This window comes from Chitinophaga sp. (assembly GCF_036569185.1).
In the GTDB taxonomy this organism is placed as follows: Bacteria; Bacteroidota; Bacteroidia; order Chitinophagales; family Chitinophagaceae; genus Chitinophaga.
In genome coordinates, this window is the sequence record NZ_DATCRD010000425.1 from 15,763 (window position 1) to 42,419 (window position 26,657).

The 26,657-nt window shown below is 48.2% G+C and carries 23 protein-coding genes; 11 read left to right on the top strand and 12 right to left on the bottom strand.

Annotated features, from left to right (window positions below; all coding sequences use genetic code 11):
* Positions 1-98: 98 nt before the first annotated feature.
* Complete coding sequence (locus tag VIM72_RS32110; protein ID WP_332006880.1) at positions 99-365, top strand: YciI family protein; 267 nt, start codon at positions 99-101, stop codon at positions 363-365.
* Positions 366-422: 57 nt separating this feature from the next.
* On the opposite strand, the gene VIM72_RS32115 is transcribed toward VIM72_RS32110, so the two are convergent.
* Complete coding sequence (locus VIM72_RS32115; RefSeq protein ID WP_332006881.1) at positions 423-1,439, bottom strand: SRPBCC family protein; 1,017 nt, start codon at positions 1,437-1,439, stop codon at positions 423-425.
* Between the two features lie 84 nt (positions 1,440-1,523).
* Entirely contained in the window at positions 1,524-2,024 is a 501-nt protein-coding gene (gene msrB / locus VIM72_RS32120) for a peptide-methionine (R)-S-oxide reductase MsrB (RefSeq protein WP_332006882.1), read from the bottom strand.
* Between the two features lie 325 nt (positions 2,025-2,349).
* Between msrB and mutL the strand changes: the two genes are divergently transcribed.
* Positions 2,350-4,245, top strand: a complete 1,896-nt coding sequence (gene mutL / locus VIM72_RS32125; RefSeq protein ID WP_332006883.1) for a DNA mismatch repair endonuclease MutL — start codon at positions 2,350-2,352, stop codon at positions 4,243-4,245.
* 373 nt (positions 4,246-4,618) lie between these two features.
* Here mutL and VIM72_RS32130 read toward each other — a convergent pair whose 3' ends face one another.
* Entirely contained in the window at positions 4,619-4,771 is a 153-nt protein-coding gene (locus VIM72_RS32130; protein WP_332006884.1) for a hypothetical protein, read from the bottom strand.
* Positions 4,772-5,007: 236 nt separating this feature from the next.
* Positions 5,008-6,474, bottom strand: a complete 1,467-nt coding sequence (locus VIM72_RS32135) for a gluconokinase (RefSeq protein ID WP_332006885.1) — start codon at positions 6,472-6,474, stop codon at positions 5,008-5,010.
* A gap of 81 nt (positions 6,475-6,555) precedes the next feature.
* Here VIM72_RS32135 and VIM72_RS32140 point away from each other — a divergent pair, with 81 nt between their 5' ends.
* The 3 genes from VIM72_RS32140 to VIM72_RS32150 are packed head-to-tail and all read left to right on the top strand — an operon-like array spanning position 6,556 to position 10,510.
* The gene (locus tag VIM72_RS32140; RefSeq protein ID WP_332006886.1) at positions 6,556-8,295 is read left to right on the top strand and encodes a GMC family oxidoreductase; all 1,740 of its coding nucleotides are present in this window, start codon (positions 6,556-6,558) and stop codon (positions 8,293-8,295) included.
* A gap of 16 nt (positions 8,296-8,311) precedes the next feature.
* Entirely contained in the window at positions 8,312-9,007 is a 696-nt protein-coding gene (locus tag VIM72_RS32145) for a gluconate 2-dehydrogenase subunit 3 family protein (protein ID WP_332006887.1), read from the top strand.
* Between the two features lie 48 nt (positions 9,008-9,055).
* Positions 9,056-10,510, top strand: coding sequence for a Gfo/Idh/MocA family oxidoreductase (locus VIM72_RS32150; protein WP_332006888.1), 1,455 nt, complete (start codon positions 9,056-9,058; stop codon positions 10,508-10,510).
* An 85-nt stretch (positions 10,511-10,595) separates the two neighbouring features.
* Here the strand turns inward: VIM72_RS32150 and VIM72_RS32155 are convergent, their stop codons facing one another.
* Positions 10,596-12,350 carry a RagB/SusD family nutrient uptake outer membrane protein gene (locus VIM72_RS32155; RefSeq protein WP_332006889.1) on the bottom strand — a complete coding sequence of 585 codons (1,755 nt, stop codon included), beginning with the start codon at positions 12,348-12,350 and terminating at the stop codon, positions 10,596-10,598.
* 10 nt (positions 12,351-12,360) lie between these two features.
* The gene (locus VIM72_RS32160) at positions 12,361-15,429 is read right to left on the bottom strand and encodes a TonB-dependent receptor (protein ID WP_332006890.1); all 3,069 of its coding nucleotides are present in this window, start codon (positions 15,427-15,429) and stop codon (positions 12,361-12,363) included.
* Between the two features lie 410 nt (positions 15,430-15,839).
* Between VIM72_RS32160 and VIM72_RS32165 the strand changes: the two genes are divergently transcribed.
* Positions 15,840-16,496: a hypothetical protein gene (locus VIM72_RS32165; protein WP_332006891.1), complete on the top strand. Its 657-nt coding sequence runs from the start codon at positions 15,840-15,842 to the stop codon at positions 16,494-16,496.
* Here VIM72_RS32165 and VIM72_RS32170 read toward each other — a convergent pair.
* The 3 genes from VIM72_RS32170 to VIM72_RS32180 all read right to left on the bottom strand — a co-directional run bounded on the left by VIM72_RS32170 (position 16,493) and on the right by VIM72_RS32180 (position 20,230).
* The gene (locus VIM72_RS32170) at positions 16,493-17,785 is read right to left on the bottom strand and encodes a D-alanyl-D-alanine carboxypeptidase/D-alanyl-D-alanine-endopeptidase (RefSeq protein ID WP_332006892.1); all 1,293 of its coding nucleotides are present in this window, start codon (positions 17,783-17,785) and stop codon (positions 16,493-16,495) included. The genes VIM72_RS32165 and VIM72_RS32170 overlap by 4 nt on opposite strands.
* A 106-nt stretch (positions 17,786-17,891) precedes the next feature.
* On the bottom strand, positions 17,892-19,223 hold the full coding sequence (locus tag VIM72_RS32175; protein ID WP_142684592.1) for a Gfo/Idh/MocA family protein: 1,332 nt from the start codon (positions 19,221-19,223) through the stop codon (positions 17,892-17,894).
* A 41-nt stretch (positions 19,224-19,264) separates the two neighbouring features.
* Complete coding sequence (locus VIM72_RS32180) at positions 19,265-20,230, bottom strand: formylglycine-generating enzyme family protein (protein WP_332006893.1); 966 nt, start codon at positions 20,228-20,230, stop codon at positions 19,265-19,267.
* Positions 20,231-20,410: 180 nt separating this feature from the next.
* On the opposite strand from VIM72_RS32180, the gene VIM72_RS32185 reads away from it, so the two are divergent.
* The 4 genes from VIM72_RS32185 (at position 20,411) to VIM72_RS32200 (ending at position 24,025) form a co-directional block, all read left to right on the top strand.
* Entirely contained in the window at positions 20,411-21,343 is a 933-nt protein-coding gene (locus tag VIM72_RS32185; RefSeq protein ID WP_332006894.1) for a hydroxypyruvate isomerase family protein, read from the top strand.
* Positions 21,344-21,451: 108 nt separating this feature from the next.
* Positions 21,452-21,802 carry a phage holin family protein gene (locus VIM72_RS32190; protein WP_332006895.1) on the top strand — a complete coding sequence of 117 codons (351 nt, stop codon included), beginning with the start codon at positions 21,452-21,454 and terminating at the stop codon, positions 21,800-21,802.
* Between the two features lie 34 nt (positions 21,803-21,836).
* Positions 21,837-23,810, top strand: coding sequence for an alpha-ketoacid dehydrogenase subunit alpha/beta (locus tag VIM72_RS32195; RefSeq protein WP_332006896.1), 1,974 nt, complete (start codon positions 21,837-21,839; stop codon positions 23,808-23,810).
* A gap of 71 nt (positions 23,811-23,881) precedes the next feature.
* The gene (locus VIM72_RS32200; RefSeq protein WP_332006897.1) at positions 23,882-24,025 is read left to right on the top strand and encodes a hypothetical protein; all 144 of its coding nucleotides are present in this window, start codon (positions 23,882-23,884) and stop codon (positions 24,023-24,025) included.
* Between the two features lie 81 nt (positions 24,026-24,106).
* Here the strand turns inward: VIM72_RS32200 and VIM72_RS32205 are convergent, their stop codons facing one another.
* The 3 genes from VIM72_RS32205 to VIM72_RS32215 all read right to left on the bottom strand — a co-directional run bounded on the left by VIM72_RS32205 (position 24,107) and on the right by VIM72_RS32215 (position 25,995).
* Positions 24,107-24,649 (bottom strand): O-acetyl-ADP-ribose deacetylase, encoded by a 543-nt coding sequence (locus VIM72_RS32205; protein WP_332006898.1) that lies wholly within the window; start codon positions 24,647-24,649, stop codon positions 24,107-24,109.
* A 4-nt stretch (positions 24,650-24,653) separates the two neighbouring features.
* Positions 24,654-25,403 carry an NYN domain-containing protein gene (locus tag VIM72_RS32210; protein WP_332006899.1) on the bottom strand — a complete coding sequence of 250 codons (750 nt, stop codon included), beginning with the start codon at positions 25,401-25,403 and terminating at the stop codon, positions 24,654-24,656.
* Between the two features lie 121 nt (positions 25,404-25,524).
* Positions 25,525-25,995 carry a DNA starvation/stationary phase protection protein gene (locus tag VIM72_RS32215; RefSeq protein WP_332006900.1) on the bottom strand — a complete coding sequence of 157 codons (471 nt, stop codon included), beginning with the start codon at positions 25,993-25,995 and terminating at the stop codon, positions 25,525-25,527.
* 179 nt (positions 25,996-26,174) lie between these two features.
* On the opposite strand from VIM72_RS32215, the gene VIM72_RS32220 reads away from it, so the two are divergent.
* Positions 26,175-26,657: MFS transporter (locus VIM72_RS32220; RefSeq protein WP_332006901.1), on the top strand; the 483-nt coding region annotated here is incomplete at its 3' end.

The following is a 26,657-nucleotide window of genomic DNA, read 5'->3' on the forward strand; positions in this document are numbered from 1 at the left end:
GGTACATACAATATTTCAATACTGATTAAGTTTATACCTTTGCTACTAACTATGAAACTATTACTAAATACCATAGAAAAACCGTTATGTTCCTGATTATGCTACAATACATACGGCCCGTTGCGGCTGTAGAACACTACATGGAGGCGCATACTGCCTTCCTGCAAAAGCACTACGATAGTGGCCGGTTTATCTTATCAGGTAGGCGAAAGCCCAGGTCGGGAGCTGTTATTCTCTGCAATGCAGCCAGCCGTAAGGAGGTAGAAGAGATCATGAGCGAAGATCCGTTGGAAAAATACCAGCTGGCCCTTTATGAGATCATAGAATTTGAGCCAACCAAATATGCCAGCACACTGGGAAAATAGCGCTTTCCCCTCTTGTAATGCCATGCCAATCGTTTTTGCTTCTTTACTTCCGGATGATTACTTCATAAAGTAGATGACCTTCGTGAGCCATTTGCTACTGTCCTTTTCTTTGCCCGGATCAGTCAGATACATCTCTATAGTGGGCGGAACAATGGTTCTTCCTTTATCGGTAATAAAATTTCTGATGGCCACATGCGCGTTGGCTATTTTACTGTAAGGCCCTATATAATCGGCATAGGCTGCCTGCGCAGCCGGCAGGGTAATAATTTCATACCCCGATGCGGGCCTGCTTCCTTCAGGTACGGGGATAGCTGCGGCCATATCTGTGGTTTGCTGTTTCCTGTCCCAGCTGAAAAAAATACCGCATGGCACGCCTGGCTGTAAATTGGCCGCATTGGCTGCATTATAAATGGTGCTCAGGTTAGCGCGGTAGTAATCGGTGATCCTGCTCATTGGGATGGTTTTTCGTACAGCCGCATACGTTGTTGCGGGGAAATTCATCTCTTTTACCGTAACGTCAATGCCATTAGGTGCATTGGGACCTCTTACCTCCGCTTCCGCCATGCTTTTCAGGTTATTGAGCCCCTGGTCGAAATCCTTTTCCAGCGCACCTTTCATAAAAAGGGTCATCACATTCTGCGGCCGGTCGTAATGGGTATCAAATCCCCAGGTGACCTTTGTTTTTCCTGCAGCTTCCGACAAGCGGAAAAATACATCCGACTCAGATGCAAACGGCGTAATGAAAGTAAGCTTCTGGGTAACCGATTTGTAGGGGTCCATCGCCAGGTGCTGCAGCTTTCCTTCCCCCACCTTACTGCCTTTCCAGGAATCAACAGCGCCAATAGAACCGTCTTCGCCGGTAATAGTGAACCTGGCGGTGGAGTCCATCTGTTTCCAGGTATTCCACTCGTTAAATTTTTCGAATTTCACAATGTCGTTCCATACAATTGTGGCAGGGGCGTTAATTTCCACCGAACGCTCCACATGCATCGTAGTGGGCGCAAAAAAGATCAGCACAATTGCAATGAACAGGATGATTCCTATGATCCAGGCGAGTGTTTTAAGTACTTTCATGACCGTCGGGGGTTGATGATAATAAAAATACGGCTTTTTATTGTCAACCGGCAGATCACGTTGGCTATCAGGCAGAAGATATGGTTACTCCAGTTCTTTATCCTTATCGCTGGGGGTATTGTCTTGCTGATAATGTTGGTCTGCTTCCTTTGCTTTCTCAAAATCCAGGATCACGGAATTAATACAGTAGCGAAGTCCCGTGGGCGGAGGGCCATCATCAAACACATGTCCCAGGTGGGATTTACAGCGCCCGCATAACACTTCTGTCCGATGCATTCCATGACTGTTGTCAGGAGAATAAATTACGCTGGACTTGGTAAGCGGCTGAAAAAAACTTGGCCAGCCACAACTGCTCTCAAACTTAGTGTCGGAAACAAATAATGGATTCCCGCAGGCAGCGCAGTAGTAGGTACCGTTTTCCTTGCTGTTCCAGTATTTTCCGGTAAAGGCCCATTCTGTTCCTTTTTCCCTGGCGATATGATACACGTCCGTTGGCAATATTTTCTTCCATTCTTCATCTGGCAGATTTACTTTGTTGGCATCTGTATGGGAGTAAATGTCTCCCTTCTTTTTTCCATCTTCCATTGATTTCTTTTTTTCACCGATTTATGGGTATGTACAGTTGGTGACCCTGATAGAGATATTCAAAATTATTAGATTCCATAGGTACATATGTAAAGTTTTGATTCGTTAACTTCTCATTAACACTATCATTGTGACTGCTGGGTCGTTGGCCGGCTCTTTTTTGTCCTCTACCATAAATTACGTATGAACAAGCATAATGGATTGTTATTTCCTGCAAATCAAGGGGCTAATTAACAAAACAGTTAATTTTTTGTTTAAAACTGTCTGATAATCACCGATGAGCAACTGCATATAAATTGTTAACTTTACGGCAAAAGGCTAGTAAGTGGCGGATATCATCAATTTATTACCAGACAATATAGCGAACCAGATAGCTGCGGGGGAAGTGATCCAAAGACCGGCATCAGCGGTAAAAGAGTTACTGGAAAATGCAGTGGATGCAGGTGCAACCGATATTCAACTGATCATTAAAGATGCAGGCAAAGAGTTAGTACAGGTAATTGATAACGGCGGAGGTATGAGCGAAACAGATGCCCGGATGTGCTTTGAACGCCATGCCACCTCCAAAATACAATCCATAGAAGATCTCTTCCAGATCACCACCATGGGTTTCAGGGGCGAAGCCCTCGCCTCCATTGCAGCAGTTTCGCAAGTGGAGCTCAAAACCCGCAAAAAAGGCGCTGAGGTAGGTACCTATGTGGAAATCGACAACAGCTTTGTAAATAAGCAGGAGCCCTGTCAAACCGCAGAAGGCACCAGCATTGCCATGAAGAACCTCTTCTTCAACGTGCCCGCCCGCAGGAATTTCCTGAAAAGCAACGCGGCGGAAATGAGGCATATCGTTGATGAGTTCATCCGCGTGGCCATGTCGTTCCCACAACTGCAGTTTTCACTGACAAGTAATAATCAACAGCTGTTCCATCTTGATAAAGGATCGCTTAAACAACGCATCGTTGCCATCCTGGGACAACATTATAACGCCCGGCTGGTAAGCGTAAAGGAAACGACCGACTACATGAACGTGTACGGATTTGTAGGAAAACCTGAAACCGCAAAAAAAACCAGGGGCGACCAGTTCTTCTTCGTCAATAACCGGTTCATTAAGAGCTCGTACCTGAACCACGCCGTGATGAACGCTTTTGCGGATATCATCCCGGCCGACAGCTTCCCGCTCTATGTTTTGTTTATTGATGTAAACCCCGAACACGTAGACATCAACGTACATCCTACCAAACAGGAAATCAAGTTCGATGATGAAAAACTCATGTACGCCTTTGTGCAGTCGGCGGTAAAACATTCCCTGGCCCAGTTCAGCATCACTGCTACACTGGATTTCGACCTCGATCCGAATATCCAGGCCCTGGATGCGGTAAGCAAACCTTTCACCGCCCAGCAACAGAATGAGTCGACCCAGAGCCCCCTGTATAAATCCTTTACACAGGCCAACCAGGCGCACATGATCGATAAAAGCAACAACAGCAGCAACCTGAAGCACTGGAAGGATCTGTACGAAACGAACAACGACAATTATACACAAAGCACTTATACCATCGCCCCGGAACCGGAAACACGGCCGGCTGTAACCTACGAAAGCCAGCCGCATGCCACCGCTTCCGTTATCGATGAACGCTGGCAGGACACCGCCAACGATCAGAAAGTGCCGGTACAGGTGCACCAGCAATATATCCTGTCGCAGATAAAATCAGGATTTATATTGATAGATCAGCAGGCCGCCCATGAAAGGATCCTTTATGAACGCTACCAGCGCGCCTTACAGGAAACCCCGATGGCCACCCAGCAAAGCCTTTTCCCGCAAACCCTGCAACTGCCCCCGGCAGATGCAGCCCTGGTCAGCGAAATGCTTGGCGACCTCCAGACACTGGGCTACGACCTGGAGCCCTTTGGCAATAATACCTTCATTGTTCGCGGTACCCCCGCCGACATTCAGAATGGTAACGATCATGCCACCATCCAGCAGCTGCTGGAACAGTTCAAGAACTTCAGCCATGAACTGAAAGTGAATACCCGCGAACAGCTGATCCGTGCAATGGCCCGTAACAATGCCATCCCTGCCGGCAAAATACTGGCCGCCCGCGAAATGCAGAACATCATCGATGAACTGTTTGCCTGCAGCATGCCCAACGTGGCGCCAGGCGGCAAGTTCACCTTTATATCATTCAAACTCACAGATCTCGCGCGCATGTTTGAACGCGGGAACTGATGACGGGAAATTAAAAGTCCGGGGGAACGGTTTCCCCCGGGTCCTATACTGGCTGGTGAATTGTTAGATGGTTTTAACTTTAGGACCCTACGGTGTCAGGCGATCCACAGCGCCTGTTATGTGGTTTTAAGCTTCTGGTTTTCACTGATTCTACCCCCGGTGCGGCAGCCTGCCATGTGGCTTCTACCAGCTTCCCCGGGTCACCAGGTACAACGTTCTTCTTTTTATAGCCCCAAACCCTCTACAGCAGATCATTTCCAGATCAAGTCCACCTCCCCTCCGCATCATGTCCCCGTTCACAGCGCGGTATATGCTACGGTAATGCAGGTCCAACACGGGTGCCGGCTATATGTAAACCGGGCAGCCTGTTTGTTTAATCCTTATTATCCTTTACCAGGAGCATAGCTCCTGCCAGCACACATATGCCGGCGTAAAAAGGGAAATTGGTTGCCGCAAGCCGGTAGGCAAGCGCAAATTGACTTTTCTCTGCAAGAAAGTTGGGTAACGCCTGCTTTTCTGTTAACATAAAAATTCCCAATAGTATCCCGAATACTATTAATGTTATCCCAATTGACCGGTAAACTAATTTCATAGGCTGTTTTATAAATTTTTGAGCATCTTCTTTACAATATAGCAATATAAAATGCCAACGAATGCAACATGTGGATTTTTATAATCATTCCACAATAAGGCACTCTTCTATCTTCCCGTATGGCGCCAGGACATCCATATTTGATGCTGATGGACATGCGGACTTTTAAATCACTCCGCGGCAAGACTTTCCTCTATCTGCCGGTACAGTTTCCGGAAAATCCCATACTTCCGTCTATACTCTTCAAACCTGGAAGCGTCAGGGGTAAAAACCGTTTGGGCCTGTTGCTTCTCCTGTTCCGGCCAGCCCAGCTGCCTCGCCGCCAGCAGGATGGCGCCCAGTGCTGAGGCATCGCTTTCCTGCTGCAGGTGCATTTCCTGGCCAAAGATGTCGGCCAGCAGCTGGATCCAGCCCGGCGAATTGGTAAAACCTCCACTCACGGAGATCTTTTGCACCGGCCCCGCAGTTTCTGCAAGCGCTTCTTTGATGCTCAGAAGCGCAAAACAAACCCCTTCCAGTACTGCCCGGGTAAAATGCGCCGGCGTATGCTGGGGCTGGATACCTATAAAGGCCGCACTCGCATGGCTATTCCATACCGGCGCCCTTTCCCCCAGCAGGTAAGGTAAACAAAGCAATTTGCCAGGATCTGTTACCAGTGCCGCTTCCACAAGCTCATTAAGCGCGCTCAGCGGCTGCTGCAGGAAATCCCTTACCAGCCATTGCAATACCACGCCTCCGTTATTGGAGGCGCCGCCGGTAATATAAATATCATCCGTAAGCAGGTAGGTGAAAAGCCGGCCGGCGGTATCCGTAAGCGGTCTGGCTCCTGCCATTCTTACGGCGCCGCTCGTGCCAATGGTAAGCGTGGCATGCCCGGGGTCCAGCGCTCCGCTGCCCAGCTGGGCAAGGCATCCATCGCTGCCGCCTATCATAAAGGGTGTATCTGCCGGGATGCCCAATGTATCGGCTACGGCCGGCAATAATCCCTTAACCATGTGGTTGGCCGGCACCGGCCGGGGTAGCTGCGCCGCCGTGATACCAGCCACTTTTAAAGCCGTGCTGTTCCAGCCAAGTGTATGAATATCAAACAATCCGGTGGCAGAGGCGATAGAATGATCCGTTATCCAGCTACCAAAGAAATGATGGAAGATGTATTCTTTAATACCCGGGAATATAGCTGTGGCTTTAAAAACAGCCGGCTGCTGCTCCCTTAGCCACATAATTTTGCACAGGGGCGACATGGCATGCACCGGGGTGCCGGTTTGCCGGTAAATCAGCTGACCTTCAGGCGTATCCCGCAATGCCAGCGCATTCGGCTCACTGCGGTTATCAGCCCAGATAATCAACGGCGTTAGCTCCTCTCCGTCCGCTCCTATGGCCATAATGCTATGCATGGCGCTGCTAAAGGAAACCGCCGCCGGCGCTGTTCCCATCCTGGCTATGGCCTCCCGGATACCGGCCATCACCGCCTCCAGGATGACCCGGGGCGTTTGCTCACTGTAACCCGGCTGCGGATGACTGGTTACATATGCCTGCTGAAACACCGCCTGTATTTCACCGTTAATTCCTTGCACAATCGATTTTGTACTGCTGGTGCCGATATCTACACCAATAATATAGGCTGTATGATCGCTCATAAAAAAAACCGTTCTTTTTCCGCATTTAATTTATAGATTTAAAACCGGTGTTCTTCTAAAAAGTCTAAAATATCCACGCAAATGGCTTTCGAAATCAAAAAACAAGGGAAGGTTTATGACGTTTGTATCGTTGGTTCCGGCGCCGGAGGAGGTATGGCTGCAAAAATCCTGTCGGATGCAGGCCTCAAAGTTGCCCTTCTGGAAGCAGGCCCAAAGTACGACCCGGCCGACCCGGAGCAGGCTACACAACTGAAATGGCCGTATGAATCACCCAGAAGAGGAGCCAGTACTACCCGTCCTTTCGGTGACTTTGACGCATCTTACGGCGGATGGGAACTTAACGGTGAACCTTACACGAAAAAAAACGGAACTGAATTCGACTGGTTCCGCTCCCGCATGCTGGGAGGACGAACCAACCACTGGGGCCGCATTTCACTGCGCTTTGGCCCCCGCGACTTCAAACACAAGAGTTATGATGGCCTGGGCGACGACTGGCCGCTTACCTACGAGGAGGTAGCGCCTTTTTACGACCGGGTAGACAAAATGATCGGCGTATTCGGTACCAAAGAAAACATACCCAACGAACCGGATGGCTTCTTCCTCCCTCCTCCCAAACCCAGGTTACACGAACTGATGGTGAAAAAGGCAGGGGATCGTTTAGGCATTCCTGTTATACCTGCACGCCTGTCGATATTAACCCGCTCGGTAAATAAAGACCGCAGCCCTTGCTTCTTCTGCAGCCAGTGCAACCGTGGATGTACCGTATATGGCGACTTCTCCGCTTCTTCCGTGCTGGTGAAACCCGCAATGAAAAGTGGTCATGTAGACCTGTATACCAACGCCATGGTACGGGAAGTGCTTACCGACAACAGCGGGAAAGCTACCGGCGTGGCTTATGTAGATAAAACTGACCTCCAGGAATACTCCGTTAACGCCCGTGTGGTAGTACTGGCGGCCAGCGCCTGCGAATCGGCCCGTTTGCTGCTGAACTCAAAATCAGCCAAACACCCGAACGGACTGGCCAACTCCAGCGGGGTGGTAGGTAAATACCTGCACGATTCCACCGGTTCCTCAAGGGGCGGTTTCCTTCCCCAGCTGATGGACCGTAAACGGTATAATGAAGATGGCGTGGGCGGCATGCATATGTATGTTCCCTGGTGGGGCGATAACAAAAAACTGAACTTCGCCCGTGGTTACCATATTGAATTTGGCGGAGGCATGCATATGCCGGGTTATGGTTTCGGCTTTGGCATGGAAAACATGAACGGCAGGGTACCCGGCCGCGATGGCCAAACCAAAGCAGCAGGCGGATACGGCGCATCACTGAAAGATGACTACCGCCGCTTTTATGGCTCCCAGATCGGCTTTGCCGGCAGGGGCGAATGTATTGCACGGGAAGACAACTATTGCGAGATAGATCCGAACGTGGTGGATAAATTCGGGATTCCTGTACTGCGCTTCAATTACACCTGGAGCGATCACGAAATCAACCAGGCCAAACACATGCAGGATACTTTTGAAGAGATCATTCATGAAATGGGCGGCATTGCCTTCGGCACCAAACCCGGCGCTGATACCAAATACGGGCTGGAAAACCCGGGCCGCATCATTCACGAGGTAGGTACCACCCGTATGGGCGACGATCCAGGGAAATCCGTACTGAACAAGTTCAACCAGGCACACGAAGTAAAGAATCTTTTCGTTGTAGATGGAGGAGCCTTTGTATCACAGGCAGATAAAAATCCCACGTGGACCATCCTTGCTCTGTCTATGCGGGCATCTGAATATATCGTGGATCAATTGAAAAAACAGAATCTCTAATCTTTTAATTTTTTTCATGGATAGAAGAGAATCACTCAAAGCACTGGCACTGGGAACGTTATCAGTTGGTACCATTTTATCTGCCACCAGTTGTGGCGATAACAAAACAACGGCTGATAAAAACGATCATCCCAATGTGAAAACGCCCGGCTACGGCCGTACTCCGGAAGAAGTGCTGCGGGATAAAGCGTTAATGGACCAGCAATTCTTTACAGACGCTGAAATGAAAACCATCACCATCCTTGCAGATATCATTATCCCCGCAGATGAACATTCCGGCAGCGCCTCCGATGCCAAAGTACCGGAGTTCATTGAGTTTATTGTAAAGGATATACCGGAGCATCAACTACCTATGCGGGGCGGGTTACGCTGGCTGGATATGCAATGCGCCAAACGGTATAATAAGTCATTTGCAGAATGCAGCGCTGAACAACGCATTGAAGTGGTAGACCTGATTGCCTACCCGGCCAAAGCGGCCCCGGAAAACAGCCAGGGTGTGGCCTTTTTCAACCGGATGCGCAATCTCACTGCTACAGGCTTTTTCACCAGCAAAATAGGCATCAAAGACCTGAACTATGTTGGCAATACACCCAACGAATGGGATGGCGTTCCGGCAGACGTACTGAAACAGTATGGCTATGCGTATGATGAAAAAACACTGGCTACCTGTTTGAAAATTGAAGACAGGGGCAAGCTGATGACCTGGGACTAACGAACTAACTTGCTATTTCATAATTTAAATCCAGAAAACTTCACATCAATGATTCCAGAAAAAAAGAATGAGGGAGAAAACAACGTTTCCCGCAGATCATTCCTGAGAAACGGTGCGCTTGCAGCTGCCGGTTTCATGATAGTTCCACGCCATGTATTAGGCAGAGGCTATGTAGCGCCAAGCGATCGCCTGCGGGTAGCAGGTATCGGCGTAGGCGGTAAAGGCTTCAGCGATATATCTGAATTTGCCAAAGGCCCGGCTGATATTACTTTCCTGTGTGATGTGGATAAACGTCGTGCAGCCGAAGCCGTGAAGAAATTCCCTAAGGCTAAGTTCTACACCGACTTCCGGGAAATGTTTGACAAGGAACACAAAAACTTCGATGCCGTTTCCGTATCCACACCGGATCACACGCATGCCGTAGCCGCTATGGGCGCTATGCAGCTGAAGAAGGATGTGTATGTACAGAAGCCGCTCACCCACGACATCTACGAAGCACGTATGCTCACACAGGGGGCTAAAAAATACAAGGTGGTAAGCCAGATGGGTAACCAGGGCTCCTCCGGCGATGGCGTTCGTCAGCTGATGGAATGGTACAATGCCGGCCTTGTTGGCGATGTGCATACCATCTACTGCTGGACCGACCGTCCCGTATGGCCACAGGGTATTCCCTGGCCCACTACCCGCCAGGATGTTCCGCAGGAACTGGATTGGGACCTGTGGTTAGGTACCGCTCCTAAAAAAGACTATGTAGATAACCTGGTGCCTTTCAACTGGCGCGGCTGGTGGGATTACGGTACCGGCGCTATCGGCGACATGGGCTGTCATATCATTGAACCTCCTTTCCGTGTACTGGGCCTGGGCTACCCTACTTCTGTAGAATGCAGCGTAGGTAGTGTATATGTGGGAGAATTCACCCGCGGATACTTCCCTGAAAGCTGCCCTCCTTCTTCCCATGTGATCATGAAATTCCCTGGTAAGAATGGAAAAGAAGTAACCCTCCACTGGATGGACGGTGGTATACAACCGGAGCGCCCGGAAGAACTGGGCCCCAACGAAACAATGGGCGATGGTGGTAACGGCGCCCTGTTTATTGGTGACAAAGGTAAAATGATGTGCGGTACTTATGGTATGTATCCTAAGCTGCTGCCTACTTCCCGCACCAACGAAGCCAATGTGCCGCAAACAATTGCACGTGTACCGGAAGGCCACTATGTACAGTGGGTAAATGCCGCTATTGCCGGCTACGGCAGCAAACAACAGAAAGCCCTCAGCTCTCCGTTCGATATTGCCGGCCCGCTTACAGAAACCATCCTCATGGCTAACCTGGCTATCCGCAGCTTCGATATCCGTAAGGCGAAAGCAAATGGTAAAGGCTTCGACTACCCCGGCCGTTACATCAAACTGCTGTGGGATGGTAACAATATGAAGATTACCAACTTCGACGAAGCTAACCAGTTTGTAAAACGTACTTACCGCGATGGCTGGTCTCTTGGCGTATAAACAATGAGCTCTTCCTCATAAAAAAGAAATGCCGCGATGATCTCGCGGCATTTCTTTTTTATGAAAAGCTAGTGTATGAATCCCGTTATTTGTAGTCTTCCTGTTGCTTCAGGTTACTGTTCTTCCTGATTTCGTTGGCAGGCAATGGCAGCAGGTAATTCTTCGCCTTATTGAACTTCCGGCTCTGGATGCTGTATACATGGTATACAAAAGGATGCCCGGCAATCTGTGATCCCAATACTTCAATGCCGTAGGCATTTTCATTGAAAACAGTTTCAGCATCTCTCCAGCGGCGGGCATCAAAAAAGCGATGTTCTTCAAAGGCCAGCTCATACCTTCTTTCATATTTCAGCACTGCCCACAAAGCGGCTCCGGAGGCTGTTGTAGCTGGCATTCCTGCACGCTGGCGCACCTGGTTCAACACAGTACGTCCGCTTGCTTCATCGCCGTAACCCATAGCAGCTTCTGCATAGTTGAGCAGTATTTCTGCATAGCGCAGGAAGATCCAGTTCTGGTCGCCACGGAAGAACTGTGCATCCAGGTTCTTATCCATAAACTTACGCAGGTAATAACCGGAGTAGGTGCCATTCCAGTTTTCAATCACACTGTTGCGTGTATCGAGCCCCCATACGCTGTCCTTGCCATTGGGTGCTTCATATTTACCGGTTTGTATCACTCCTACCGGGTCCACTTTTGCGGCATCCGACGGACGGGGCTTCCATTTAGCGCCATCATAAAGGATGGTGGCGTAAAAGCGGGGATCGCGGTTTTCATAGGGCGCCTTTGCCTGTGCGGCATTGCTCCAGGAAAAAGCAGTCCCGTCTTTCATCTGGTAGCCGGTCACAAAATTTTCTATGGGCACATTGCCGCCCCAGTTATGATAACCGTTTGGCCCGTTGTACAGGTCGTGCGAAGTTCCAAGCAACGCTTTATCATATTGCTTAACAAAAATCAGCTCCGGGTTATCCTTATCCAGGAATACACGGGTGTAATTGTCTGTTGGATTGGCAGCGGGCTGATAAAGACTGTAAGTATTCAGGTCCATTACCACCTTTGCCGCGTCCATAGCCAGTTTGTAACGGTCTTTCTGTGAACCGGATTTATAACCCATTAAATCATTGGGTACTTTCGCATCATTAAACAGGTCACTGGCAGCGAAAAGCAGTATCCGTGATTTCAATGCCAGCGCGGCGCCTTTGGTTACCCTTCCTTTGCCTGCAGCGGCTTCATAGGAAGCAGGCAGTTGCTGCGCGGCCAGGTCGCATTCCGCGGTAATGAATTTAACGCATTCGTCAAAAGTGGCTCTCTTTACACTTAATATCTCCTGTTCATCTCCCTTAATATTAAACGTTTTGGTGATCAAAGGAACCCCACCATAATAGCGCACCAGCATATGATAATACCAGGCGCGCATAAAATGTACTTCGCCGGTCATGCGGGTACGCAGGTTTTCATCGGTAATGGGCACATTGGCGATTTTTTCCAGGAACATATTACAGTTGCGGATAGCCTTGTAATGCAGATCCCACCTGGCAAAATCATTGATGGCGCCCACATCGTCGGCAGAGGCATTTCCCTGCACTACCCTGGAGGTGTTGTAATCGTGGATAAAGCGGCTTTCATCGGTCATGGAGGAAAGCATCACTTCAAGGAATCCCGGGCGCATCTGTACATACAGATCATTTACAAATGCCTGCACCAGGCCCACATCTTTCCACACATCTGATTCTTCATATTCCGTCAGCGGTTTCTTTTCAAGAAAGTCCTTATTACAACCGGCAGTCGCCGCGCATAACAAAAAGGCTCCCGCTATATATCTGATGATGGTTAATTTCTTCATGGCACATTAATTAAAAGGTTACGTTTAATCCCACATTGTAAATCTTGGTTTGCGGATAAAACTGTCCGCTTCCACTGGGCGCTTCGGGGTCAAAAATCTTTACTTTGTCGATGGTCACCAGGTTTTGCCCGCTTACGTATACCCGGAGGTTTTGTAACCCCACGCGCTTGCAGAGTTTGGAGGGTATATTGTACCCCAGATCCAGGGTTTTTAAACGGACATAATTGGTGTTCCAGAACCAGAAAGTATTCTGGCGGTTCACCCAGTACTCACGGTCACGGTCATACGCTCTTGGCCATGATCCGTTGATATTGTCTTCTGTCCAGCGGTCTTTTACATATGCCATCGGGAAATTGCCGATCAGTCCTGATTCTGTACGCAGGTACTGGCTGGCGCCGGTGGCGCCCTGCCATAACATGGTGAAGTCGAAGTTTTTGAATTTGGCGGTCATGGTTAAACCAAAGATCCAGGTCGGGTTTTCTGTGCGGTCCATACGAACGCGGTCCAGGTCGTCGATCACGCCATCCCCGTTTTTATCGAGGAAAATAATATCCCCGGCCCTGGCGCCGCCTACGTGGGGGCTTTTATCTACTTCTTCCTGTGTTTTATAAATACCGATTGCCTGGTAATACAGCGGTGCGCCTATCTGTTTTCCGGTTGCCTGCTGGTATGCCGGCAGATTGGGTGTTTCATCAAAGAACAGCACTTTGTTTTCTGCGTGTGTAACAGTACCTATGATCTCATAATGGAATTTTTTGATGTCGTTCTTATGGCTCAGTACCATTTCGAAGCCTTTATTTTCTACCCGGGCGATATTTTCCTGTGGCAGGGTCATACCGGTATAGCCGGGCATCGACTGGCTGCGGCTGGCCAGGATGTTGGATCTTTTGGTGAGGAAGTAATCTCCTTCAAAAGCCAGTTTATCTCCCAGTATTTTTGCCTCGATACCCACGTCGTAGTTATTGGCTACTTCCCAGGTGATCGCGTCATTGGGAGATCTCAGCTGGTAAAGCCCTTTATTCAGATCGCCGCCCAGCATTACGCCGCCGGCGCTGAAGCCATAGGTGCTCAGGTATTGGAACGGATCAATCTGGTCGTTACCCATTTGTCCCCAGGCTGCGCGCACTTTGAAATAATCAAGCGTACGGATGCTTTTCTTCCAGAATCCTTCGTTTGAAAGTACCCATCCTGCAGACGCTCCGGGGAACAGCCCCATGCGGCGGCCCTTTGGAAAATTCTGGGAACCATCGTAACGCATGTTGAAATCAAACAGGTAGGTTTCCTTGTAGTTGTAGGAAATACGTCCGAAGTAGTTCCGGCGGGCATATTCAAACCCGCTGCCGGCATTGTTCTTTTCTTTATCGCCACCTAAATTCAACTGGTCAAGCTTATCACTGATAAAGTACCTGCGATTGGCAGAGAAGCCATCGTTTCTCAGAGTAGCCTGTTCAAAAGCGATGAAGCTGCTGAGATTATGCTTGCCGAAAGAACGTACATAGTTCAATTTGAAGTTGACGGTAATTTGTCTTAATGTACTGAACTGCTCCGTTAGCTCGGGAGCGCTTACTCCCCGGGAGCCTGCATTCAGCTTATGTGTCGGATCATTTGCATCTGCCAGGGTGTATAACGTCCAGGGTTTGATATAAGATTTGTAGAAATCAAAATTCTGATCGTAGGCAAAACTACCATCTACGAATAATCCTTCCACTCCCGGGATATTTACTACGGCCGACATATTGGTATTGATCACATAGTTCTTATCGTTGGTGTAACCGATTGCATTTGTTCCTGTAACAACGGGATTATCGCCGTATTCAATATCAGGCCCGGGCAACCCGTTGGGCCAGATGGCATTTTCCGTAGGCCGGCCACGCATCAGGGATCTGAAGATGGAGCCGGCGCTGCGGGGCGGGAAGTTCCTGTTCTCCAGGCGCCCTGCCAGGTCGAACCGCAAACGGATGTAATCGCTTACTACCGCATCCAGGTTGGCCCTTACGTTTTGTTGCTTGTAATTGGTAGCGCTGTTCTTATAAATACCATCCTGGAATAAAGAACCCAGCGAAACGAAGTACGACATTTTCTCTGTTCCCCCGCTCAGCGAGAGGTCGTGCCGGTTTTGCAGGGAATACTTTTTAATCGCGGCATCATACCAGTTGGTGTTAGGATACAGCCATGGATCGGAGCCGTCTCCGAATTTCTTGATTTGTTCATCTGTGTACTTTGGCGCATCCCCCCCATACTTTAAAATTTCGTTCACCACTTTGGCATACGTAGGCGCATCCGCCATTTCAGGCAGCCTGGTGGGTGTTACAAACGACTGGTTAAAGCCGTAGCTCAGTGTTGGCTTTCCACCTTTACCGCGCTTGGTGGTAACAAGGATAACGCCGTTGGCTGCACGGGAACCATAAATGGCGGCAGCTGCGTCTTTCAGGATGGAAACGCTTTCAATGTCGTTGGGATTCATGCGCTCAAAGCCATCGCGCGGAAAACCATCGATCACTACCAGTGGGTTACTGTTACCTAATGTACTGCGGCCACGGATAAAAATACGGGAGCCATCGTAACCGGGCTCACCACTGTTATTAACTGCAATAATGCCGGGAATACGTCCAACAAGTGAATTAGAGATATTAACGTTGGGCGACTGCTGTAACTCGGCGCCTTTTACAGATGATACTGCGCCGGTTTTGGTAACTTTCTTCTGGGTACCGTAACCCACTACTACATACTCATCCAGTGTTTTCTGGTTTTCTTTTAATACAACATTCAGGGAAGTTTTACCCTCCACTTTCAGCTCCTGTGCATCAAAGCCGATGTATTGGAATACGAGCACCGCATCTTTTTTAACATCGGTTAGTACATAGTTGCCTTTTTCATCGGTGGTAGCACCTTTCTTTGAGTCTTTCACCAACACTGTAACCCCGGGCAGCGGGTTACCGTTGATGTCTTTTACTTTTCCTTTAACTGTTAGATTTACTTGTTGCCATACGCTGGGTAATGGCGCGCGCGCGGCAATGGCGCTGCTGTGGGTTGCAAATAGGCATAGCAATAGCATAGCCTTTGCATAACGTGGGTTCATGCTACAAGTGATTTTGGAAGATGATAAAATTTGTCTGTTAACTAGCTTTTCATATCGACGAAACGGGTATTCATGTCTATGTAAGATAGACATGATTAGTTTAATTATTTTCTAAAAATAAATGTCGCCAATACAATTATGTTAAAAATTCCCCTTAAAAAAAGAGAATAAATGCAACTCCTACTTGTATAAGTATGCGTGCCTAACTTTTCTTGTTTCAAAAGATGGCCACATTGAAGATATCATGCCCGGCGACCTGCGCAGGATCAGCAGCAACGCCGCAAAAACCGGCAATAGCTAAGCGGCACGGTTAAGCCTGTATTATTAAAAAACCATTAGCGAAATACTTATGGCGTTTTTTTGCATAATTTTATATCTCTGAGCGTTATAGATGTATCACCATATGTTTTATGAAGAAACATTACTTTCTCATAGCTATCCTTTCAATGGTAACATTGCTGTTTTCCTGCAGTAAGGAAATGAGCAATGAGGGAGAAGGTACATTGCCCTCCGGCAGTAATTGCGAGTATGCCCCCTACACTAACGGCTCCTCTTTTTCCTACATTAATGTAAACCGCTCTAAAGACACGGTCGCCTATACCCTCACAGTTTCAGAAGACACGACCATTAACGGTATAGTATATAAAAAGGTAGGAAACGACAGCGTATTCACCTGCTCTAACTGTAAAGACGGTATTTACACACAGATAGCCAGCATTCTTACTTTCCAGGGTTACAGCGCCGACAGCCTGGAGCTTACCTACCTGAAAGATAATGTGCCTGCAGGCACTTCCTGGAAAGACACCATCACTGTAAACAACGGCGGTGTAAACACTTCCGGGATCCTGGAATTTACCATTACGGAAAAGAATATCACCAAAACGGTGAACGGAAAGAATTATGCCTCCGTGATCGCAGTAAAAATGGATGCTTATGCCATTGTATTTGGTAATCCGGTATCCGTAGGCACCATCTCCACCAGCTATTACGGCAAAGGGGTTGGGCTCATAGAAGCTGATCAGCTGCAAGACACTACCCTGCTGCTTTCTTATACCATCAAGCCTTAGTAGGCAGTGCTCACCATGGTAAGCAACCGCTCTACCGCCCTTCTCACACTGCTGGCAGATTCGTGATGATTATTCACCATTACACTGAACACCAGTGTTCTCTTTTTCTTTGTTTCAAGATAACCGCTCAAAGCTACCACCCCGGTTAATGTGCCTGTTTTGGCATGTACTTTCAACTGTTTATAATAGTTCTTCAGGGTGCCCTTTCCTCCGGTGGGAAAGATCTGCCAGAGCCGTTCCTGTGGAAATTGCTGCCGCATCAGGGTGAGCACTGTTACAAAATCGCGGGGCGTAAACAGGTCGTACCGGGAAAGCCCTGACCCATCTTCCCATTGCGGCGGGTCCGGCAGGCTTTTGAGCTCTCCGGCAAGCAGGTAATCAATAGTGCGGGTACTGCTGATGGTATCCCATAAAACGGATGATGCCATCATCAGTGTTTGTTCCGCAAAAAAATTGTCGCTGCGTTCCATCATCGGGATCAACAATGAATCTACCGGGAGGCTTTTCAGCATCCTGTAGTTTCCTGCAGGCGGTACAACGGCCAGCCCTATACGTTTATGCAAAGTATCTTCCAGCCGTTGCTGCAAATCCTGCACAGATCCTGTAATAAAAGGCACTTCGGCTTTTTTTTCTTCCCTGTTTTCCGGATTGTATTTCAGGTAGAAGATATTGTTACGTTCATCCCTCGATATAATTGTCTCGCTCAGGGTATCATCTTCCATTACATCCAGGTCATAGAAGGCAGGCACAATGCTGTTGTTCCTCCCCTGGCGCCGGATGCGGACCACATTGCCATACATGGGCCACTCGTTCAGTTCCGGCTGATAGTCATCTGCGTAATCCCCCCAGGCCCAACCGGGACCAAAGCGTTTGTTGGCATTCACACCAGGAACGAGATAAATCTTTTTAGTGGTTTGCTGCAATAGCTGCAGCAGGGGTTGATAGTTATAATCAGGGTGCAGGAAAGACGGATCTCCTGTTCCTTTTACAAAGAGAGCGGTATCATTTTCGTAGTAACGCGCTGCTGGAAGTGAATCGCCAAGCAGCTTCAGACCGGCATACAATGAAAATATCTTCATATTGGATGCCGGTGTAAAAAACTTATTGTCCTGGTACTGGTACCAATATTTCCCGGTAGCCGGTTCATAAATACAGATCCCCACATGCGCCTGTTCCATTGGTGTTTTATGCAGCAGTTCTGCCTCCGCCCATTTCTTTATCGCCGCCACCTGGGCAGTTGTGCCGCCCCCGGTTAACATGGCCGTCAATACTACCAGTAATTTTTTCATAGATGGAAATTACGAATTGTGCATCACGAAACAGGGATTTGTGAAAAGACCGTTTTACTGATCTTTCCACAAATCCCTGGTCCACGTTTATGCCGGGTAATTTTTATCAGGTAAAATATTTGGTAATACCTGGTTTTGCATAAGCATAATTACCGGATGCATCCGGCATTACCGGTGGTTGCGCATCAAATGAATATGTTTTAGGATGCAGGTCCAGGCCTGAGTTCAGCGCCACATTCCAGTCGATCACCTGGCCGGAATAGGTAGCCAAACGGCCTATGATAGCAGAGAGGGTTGCCTGGGCGCCTCTTTCTGCGTCTGCAAATTTGTATTCGCCTTTGGCAATGGCCGCAAACAGTTCATCGTGCTCTGTCTGGTAAGGGTTGTTTTCTTTTTTCTTGTCGAACTGGTACAGCACTTTACCTTTATGATCCACTATCTGTGCTTTATCGCAGAAGATACGGCCCTTGGTACCTACAATTTCCTCATCAACCTTGCTGGGAGCGTCTTTCCAGTGGCGGCACTGGCTGTTCATTACCACGCCATTTGCATAGCGGTATTCCACAAAGTGGTGGTCAAATATTTCGCCGTACTCTTTACCGGTACGAACGGCCCGGCCGCCCATACCGCCTGCAGTAACAGGGGTAGCGCCCATAAACCAGTTGCCTACGTCGATATTGTGGATATGTTGCTCCACGATATGATCGCCACACAGCCAGTTGAAGTAGTACCAGTTCCGCATCTGGTATTCCATTTCTGTATACTCGGGCTTGCGGGGTTTTACCCACAGCGCTCCCTGGTTCCACCACACCTGTGCTGAGAGCATATCGCCGATAATGCCGTCCTGGAAGCGTTTATACAGTTCGCGGTAAGAGTTCTGGTAGCGGCGTTGTAAGCCCACTACTACGTTTAATTTCTTTGTTTTGGCCACTGCAGCAGCTTCCAGTACTTTTTTAATACCGGCGGGATCTGTTGCTACAGGTTTTTCCATGAAGATGTGTTTCCCCTGTTTCACCGCTTCTTCAAAGTGAATGGGCCTGAAGCCCGGAGGGGTGGCGAGGATCACCACATCGGCCAGTGCAATGGCTTGTTTGTATGCGTCGAAGCCAATGAACTTATTGCCTTCCGGAACGTTTACCCGGCTGGCTTTATCGCCCAGGGCTTCCTTAATATCATTGTAGCTGTTGCTCAGCCTGTCGGGGAAAGCGTCGGCCATTGCCACCAGCTCCACATTTTCTTTTGTGCTGAGCGCCTGGGTAGCGGCGCCGGTACCACGGCCACCACAGCCTATCAGCGCTATTTTTATAACACCGGTAGATCCTGAAAAATAATTAGCTTTTGATAAAATAGGCATAGCCAGTAAACCGCCCGCAAGCAAGGTAGTTTGCTTTACGAATTCGCGGCGGCCTTCACCGTGGAATTTCTTTTCGTTGTCCATAACTGAATAAGATTTTTTAGATTTTTGGATGTTGAATCTTTCTAGCGTGCACCTTTATATTTAGCGATCATCTCTTCAAAGAATGTATTGGCTTCCGCTTCTGTTGGTTGTTTTACGGGTCTTACTATCCTGAAACCTACAAAAGGAGCGTCTGCATTCCACCAGGAGCTTTTGGGGATCTGCGGATCCCGGCGGTTCCATATGGGGTCTGATTTCAAACGGGCCGCACTGCGGAGCAGTGGAGCTTCATCCTGGAAGCTGCCACCTTTGAGCAGTCGCGGGGTTTTAGCCGTTGGCTGTGTCCAGGGGTCGGTGGCGGAAGCGTTGGCTACGCCGTTTTCATCATATTGATCCAGGGTCCACTCTTCCACATTTCCCAGCATATCGTATAATCCCCAGGCGTTAGGTTTCAGTTGCGCTACCTTATGATATTTATTATCACTGTTGTCTTTAAACCATGCATATTCTTTCAGCTGGCCGGCATCGGCGCCAAAAGGATAGGCGGTGGCGGCGCCGGCCCTGCAGGCATATTCCCATTCTGCAGCAGTGGGCAGGCGGTAAAAAACACCTGTTTTTATATAAAGCCACTGGCAATACATCAAAGCACCATACTGGCTCATACTGTTGGCAGGAAACCCACCGGCTTTCCCCATTCCCAGGGTAAGGTCAATATACGGCGGACTGGGGCGTGTCATCCCATCCGGCGTAGGTGTTTTATCTTTTTCCACATCCGCGTATATATCATATTCATCGAAAGTAACTTCAGTAGCGCCCATCCAGAAATCGGAGATCTCCACCTTTTTTGCCGGGCCTTCATCTTTATTACGTCCTTTTTCATTGTCCGGGCTTCCCAGTTGAAAGCTTCCACCTTTTATGGGTACCATTTTGAAACTTACATCCGTTCCGGGGATCTGCTGGCTGTAAACTTCGAATGCCTGTTTTGATTGCGCTACAACAACCTGGCTGAGCAATCCGCCCAGCAATAAGGTCATATACTGTTTGGTCATCTAACGTGATTGAAAAATATAAAGTGGGTGAATCTAAAAAAAACTAATCTGGAAAGCAATATTTTTTGATGAATGCGAAAATGGGCTGATGAATTGAAAATTTTTCATCAATATTAGCATTTCCTTAGAAAAGCGATTAAATTTAGGACCCGTCAATTATACCATCAATCTAAAAACGTTATGGAAAGAAGAAAATTCCTGCAAAACGGCACCCTGGCCGGTATTTCAGCGCTGGCGCTGGGAGGGATCAGCAATGCTGCGCACGCCGGAGGCAATAATACCACCGGTATGGCCGGAAAGCCGTTTAATATGAACTATGCCCCTCACGATGGCATGTTTAAAAACAGCGCCAATGGCGGTAACTTCCTGGACCAGATCAAATATATGTACGACCAGGGGTTCCGGTCTATTGAAGACAATGGCATGCTGGGTCGCTCCCCTGAAGAACAAAGCAAAATAGGCGATCTCCTGGCTAAGCTGGGCATGACGATGGGCGTATTTGTAGTAGACACCGGCAACAACTGGAAGCCATCGCTGGCCACCGGGAAACAGGAATTTAAAGACGCATTTATCAAAACCTGTAAAGCCAGCGTGGAAACCGCTAAACGCTGCAACGCCAAATGGGCCACGGTTGTACCAGGTTACTTTGAGCGCGCCCTTCCCATAGGCGTTCAAACTGCGCACGTAATAGATGCCTTACGTAGCGGGGCGGAAATTTTTGAGCCACATGGCCTGATCATGGTACTGGAACCTCTCAGCGATACCCCCGACCTGTTCCTCCGTACTGCCGAACAAAGCTTTGAAATCTGCAAGGCCGTTAAAAGCCCTTCCTGCAAAATTTTGTACGACATCTACCACATGCAGCGCAATACCGGTAACCTCATTCCGGTAATGGACTGGTGCTGGGACGAAATTGCCTATATCCAGATCGGCGACAACCCGGGCCGTAAGGAACCGGGCACGGGTGAAATTAATTATAAAAACATCTTTAAACATCTCCATAACAAAGGATACAAAGGAGTATTGGGCATGGAGCACGGAATAGCAGGCAAAGGAAAAGAAGGCGAAGACGCACTGATCAAAGCTTACCGGGAGGCAGACAGTTTCCTGTAAATAATTCCTGGCTAAATGGTTGTTGGGAGCGGGTTAGAAGCCCACTCCCAACAGCTAAACTTTGCCATTCCCTTTTTTTCGTTACCTTAACTGGTAAAATAATGTACAATGGGTTTCCTGATTCGTATACTGGTTAGTGCCTTAGCTGCCATGGCAACCGCTTACCTGCTGAAGCCGGCAGTTGAAGTAAATAGCTTTGTAACTGCGCTGGTACTCGCATTGGTATTGGCACTCCTGAACGCCCTGGTTAAACCCATACTTCTTTTTCTCACATTCCCGGTAACTGTTGTTACCCTCGGGCTTTTCCTCTTTGTTATCAATGCCCTGATCATCCTGCTGGCCGCCAAACTGGTACCTGGCTTTAAGGTTGATGGTTTCTGGTGGGCGATGCTTTTCAGTATCGTTATGACCATCATCAACAGTGTGATGATCAGTCTTGCCGGCGCTAACAACGATTAGCCCTTACCTTTACTGCCTGTTAAAAAGCCAATTCATGTATTTTGACCGGTCAGATTTAAGCGATGCGCAATTACAATCTTTCTATAAAGCACTGGTATATCCACGGCTTATAGAAGAAAAAATGCTGTTGTTACTCCGGCAGGGCAAAATAAGTAAATGGTTTTCGGGTATAGGTCAGGAAGCTATTGCAGTAGGCGCCGCCCTGGCCCTGGAAGCAAATGAATGGATCCTGCCGCTTCACCGTAACCTGGGTGTATTCACCACCCGCGGAATGCCGCTCGATAAACTGCTGCAGCAATGGCAGGGCAGCGGGAATGGCTATAGTAAAGGCCGTGAGCGCTCCTTTCATTTCGGTAGCAGGCCGCATCATATTTGCGGCATGATATCCCACCTGGGGCCACAGCTCTCTATTGCCGATGGCATTGCCCTGGCCCACCAGCTAAAAAAAGAAGAAAAAATATCGCTTGCCTTTACCGGAGAAGGAGGTACCAGTGAAGGGGAATTCCATGAAGCACTCAATTTGGCTGCGGTGTGGGGCCTGCCGGTAATTTTCCTGATAGAAAATAACGGCTATGGACTAAGCACACCTGTCAGTGAGCAATATCATTGTGCCAACCTGGTAGATAAAGCCATAGGTTACGGCATGGAAGGCGTACAAATAGATGGCAATAATCTCCTGGAAGTATATCAAACCATACGTACCGCCCGGGCTTATGCCATCAAAGAGCAAAAGCCGGTACTGATAGAGGCCATGACATTCCGTATGCGCGGGCATGAGGAAGCCAGTGGCGTAAAATACGTGCCCCCGGCCCTTTTCGAGGAATGGGGCAAAAAAGACCCCATTGCTCAATATGAATCCTTCCTCCAGCAGGCCAAGCTACTTTCTGCCGAAAACATTGCCGCTATCCGGGAAGAATTAAAGCATGAAATAGAGATCCAGGTGGCAAAGGGACTTACCGACTCCCCGTTCATAGTTAATACGGAAAAAGAACTCAACGACCTTTATGCCGCCGCGCCCGCTCCGGTGGCCGCTTCTGGCCCCTCTTCAGAAAAACGCTTTATCAACGCTTTGTCCGACGGGCTTAGACAAGCCATGGAACAACATCCTGAGCTGATCCTCATGGGACAGGATATTGCAGCCTACGGCGGCGCATTTAAAATTACAGAAGGCTTTCTTGAACAGTTTGGCGCCGGCAGGGTAAGGAATACTCCATTATGTGAAAGCGCTGTGATCGGCGCAGCGCTGGGTTTATCTATCGGTGGATTTAAGAGTATGGTGGAAATGCAATTTGCCGATTTTGTCACCTGTGGATTCAACCAGATCGTGAACAACCTGGCCAAAATACATTACCGCTGGGGGCAGAACGCCGATGTGGTGATCAGGATGCCCGCGGGTGGAGGTGTTGGTGCAGGCCCCTTCCATTCACAAACCAATGAAGCCTGGTTTACCCATGTACCCGGCCTGAAAGTGGTATATCCCTCCAACCCGGCAGACGCCAAGGGCTTGCTGACAGCAGCCTTTGCTGATCCCAACCCTGTCATGTATTTTGAACATAAAGCCTTGTACCGCAGCATCAGTGGGCTGGTACCCGACAACTACTATACCACAGAAATAGGAAAAGCCGCATTGGTACAGCCAGGGGAAGATATCAGCATCATTACCTGGGGTAGCGGTGTGCACTGGGCATTGGACTATGCGGGGCAGCATCCGGAGTTGTCTATCGGCATCCTTGACCTGCGCACCCTGCTCCCACTGGATTACCCTGCGATCAGGGAAATAGTGGCGGCTACCGGCAAAGTGCTGATCCTGCATGAAGACACGCTGACTGGCGGGTTTGGCGCCGAAATCAGCGCGTGGATCGCCGAACACTGCTTTTCCCTGCTGGACGCGCCGGTAATGCGCTGCGCCAGCCTGGACACCCCTGTGCCTTTTGCCGATTCCCTGGAAAAAAATTTTCTCGCCAAAGCAAGGCTGGACAAGTATATCCGGCAATTAACCAGCTGGTAACCCAGCCTTTGATTGGGAATATGCATTGAATGTTTTAATTTGCACCCGGAATAATAATAAATCATTATACAATGTTGATGAATCTTTTAACAATAGTACACACTACCAACTTTTATAAAGTTGGCGATAGCATCGGAGGATTCCTGGCGCCTGCAGCCATTATCGTTTTTGCTGCCATGTTTATTTACGCATGGGTTAAATACGCAAAACTCTAATTGTAATAGTTTTTACATCGCATTATAGGAAAGGGCTATCTCAATGAGATAGCCCTTTCTGTGCATATCCGGATTTCAAACTTACACTTCCGGTGGTATGTGCTGATTATAATAATGTTCTGTATAACGCAGGTTCTCCTCATCATAGCATACCAGGATCACTTCTTCTATACCAGTGTTTCCTTCCAGATACTTCATGATAGTATCCATGGCAATTTTCGCAGCAAGATCTTTGGGAAAGTGATAAATACCTGTACTGATATTCGGGAATGCGATGCTTTTCAAATGATGACGATCCGCCAGTTCCAGGGAATGGCGATAGCAATTTGCCAGTAGCATATCTTCTTCACGGGCACCATTGTTCCAAACCGGCCCAACTGTATGAATAACATGTTTTGCCGGTAAACGACCAGCGGTAGTAATCACTGCTTCCCCTGTTTTACATCCTCCCTGCCGGGCTACAATTGCCCTGCAATCGTTGAGGATAGCTGGTCCGCCAGCACGGTGAATAGCGCCATCCACCCCGCCTCCGCCCAAAAGGGAAGAATTGGCCGCATTCACAATAGCGTCGGCGTTTACTTTTGTAATATCGCCCCGGATGATCCTGATCTTTCTATGTGTCATAGGATTATACTGTTCTTACATACACCAGTTTCCCGGTTTTCTTTCCGCTTTCCCTGATATCCAGTTCAAAATCAGGAAAGCTTTTCAGCAGTTGCACCAGTTTATTAAATCCAAAATTGCGGGAGTCAAAATCCGGTTGTTTCTTCAGCAACAGGTTGCCGAGTTCTCCCAGGTATGCCCATCCGTCTTCATCTGCAATATCATTGATACTGGTGGAAATTAATGATACCAGTTGTTTATCCGCCTTACTGATGCTGTTCCGTTTATCTTTGGTGGTTCTTGTTTTTTCCGTATCCGTTTTCTTTTCCCTGACCTGCAGAATTTCGAGATAAATAAATTTGTCGCAGGCAGCCCTGAAGGCACTGGGCGTTTTTTGCTCTCCCATCCCATATACTATCATTCCTGCCTCGCGCAAACGGGTAGCTAACCGGGTAAAATCGCTGTCGCTGGATACCAGGCAAAACCCATCTACCCTGCCGGTGTAGAGTATATCCATTGCATCAATGATCATGGCAGAATCAGTGGCGTTTTTACCGGAGGTATAGCTATACTGCTGAATGGGCGTGATGGCATAATCCAGTAATACTCCTTTCCATCCTGCCACTGTAGGCTTAGTCCAGTCGCCGTAGATCCTTTTAAAAGTAGGGCTACCATACTTCGCCACTTCTTCCAGCATACCTTTAATATTATGATAAGGAATGTTATCAGCATCTATCAAAACTGCCAGGCGGAGGTCTTTCGAGGTATTATCCATTGTTATTGTTTTTGGGTTGAAGGGGGCACACTAACAAATGTAGCCAATTACTGAAAACTAAAAACGTGCCGGCTGCAGTTATTTACTGCCACCGGCACGTCAGTTATTTCAGGTAATTTAATTAGCTTAAATATGCGCGGATCATCCAGGCCAGCTTGATATGCTTTTGCAGCAGTTGCGTAGCAAAATCCGCAGCTCCTTTGTCTTTGTACTTTTCATCAAATTCGTCGATGAGCCTGCGCAGGTTACGGATTATTGTTTCATGGTCATCCAGTAATTCCTTCAATTGCTTTTTCTGGTCGTTGGAATACTCAGATTCCAGCAGGTTGGTCAGTTTCAAAACATCTGCATAACGGCCTTCTGCATAATGACCTATAGACCGGATATACTCTGCCACATCGTCACCAAAATCCTGCAGCTCTTCATATTGTGCTTCATAGAACTTATGCATTTCCATGAAATTACTTCCTTCGATATTCCAGTGGCAATTGCGTGTTTTAGCATAAATCAACAATTCATCTGCCAATACCTTATTTAATTCTAATGCTATTTTTTTTGTGTTTTCTGCTGAAACACCAATGTTTGCTTTCATATCATTGACTTTTTTTGGTTACTATAAATTTAATATTTCCCCGGTTATTGAACCATGATATTGATCATAATTTAACAGCTGGTTAATATAAACAGGTCACTGCTGATTTTTGTTCATAAGATTGCTGCGGGTGGCAATTACTTTGCTAAAATTGTACCATAGTTCCTAATTTTGCTGGCATGTATCAGTCGAAGGAAAGGATTTACACCCTGCATTTCATATTACTTTGCCTTAGTAACGCGCTCTTTTCTGCCAGCTTCAATATGATGATCCCCGAGCTGCCGGCTTATCTTACCCGGATGGGCGGAGCGGATTATAAAGGATATATTATCGGCTTATTCACTTTAATGGCAGGGTTGTCAAGGCCTTTCAGCGGCAAACTGACAGATACGATAGGACGTGTGCCTGTCATGATCTTCGGGTCGCTGGTGTGTGTGGTGTGCAGCCTGATTTATCCGCTGATCAGTTCTGTTGGCGCCTTTCTTCTTTTACGGTTCTTCCATGGGTTTTCTACCGGGTTTAAACCCACAGGCACTTCTGCCTATGTATCTGATATGGTGCCGGTTACACGGCGAGGCGAGGCAATGGGTATGGTAGGATTATTCAGTACCATTGGTATGGCCATGGGGCCTGCTATTGGCGGGTATGTAGCTGTACGGTGG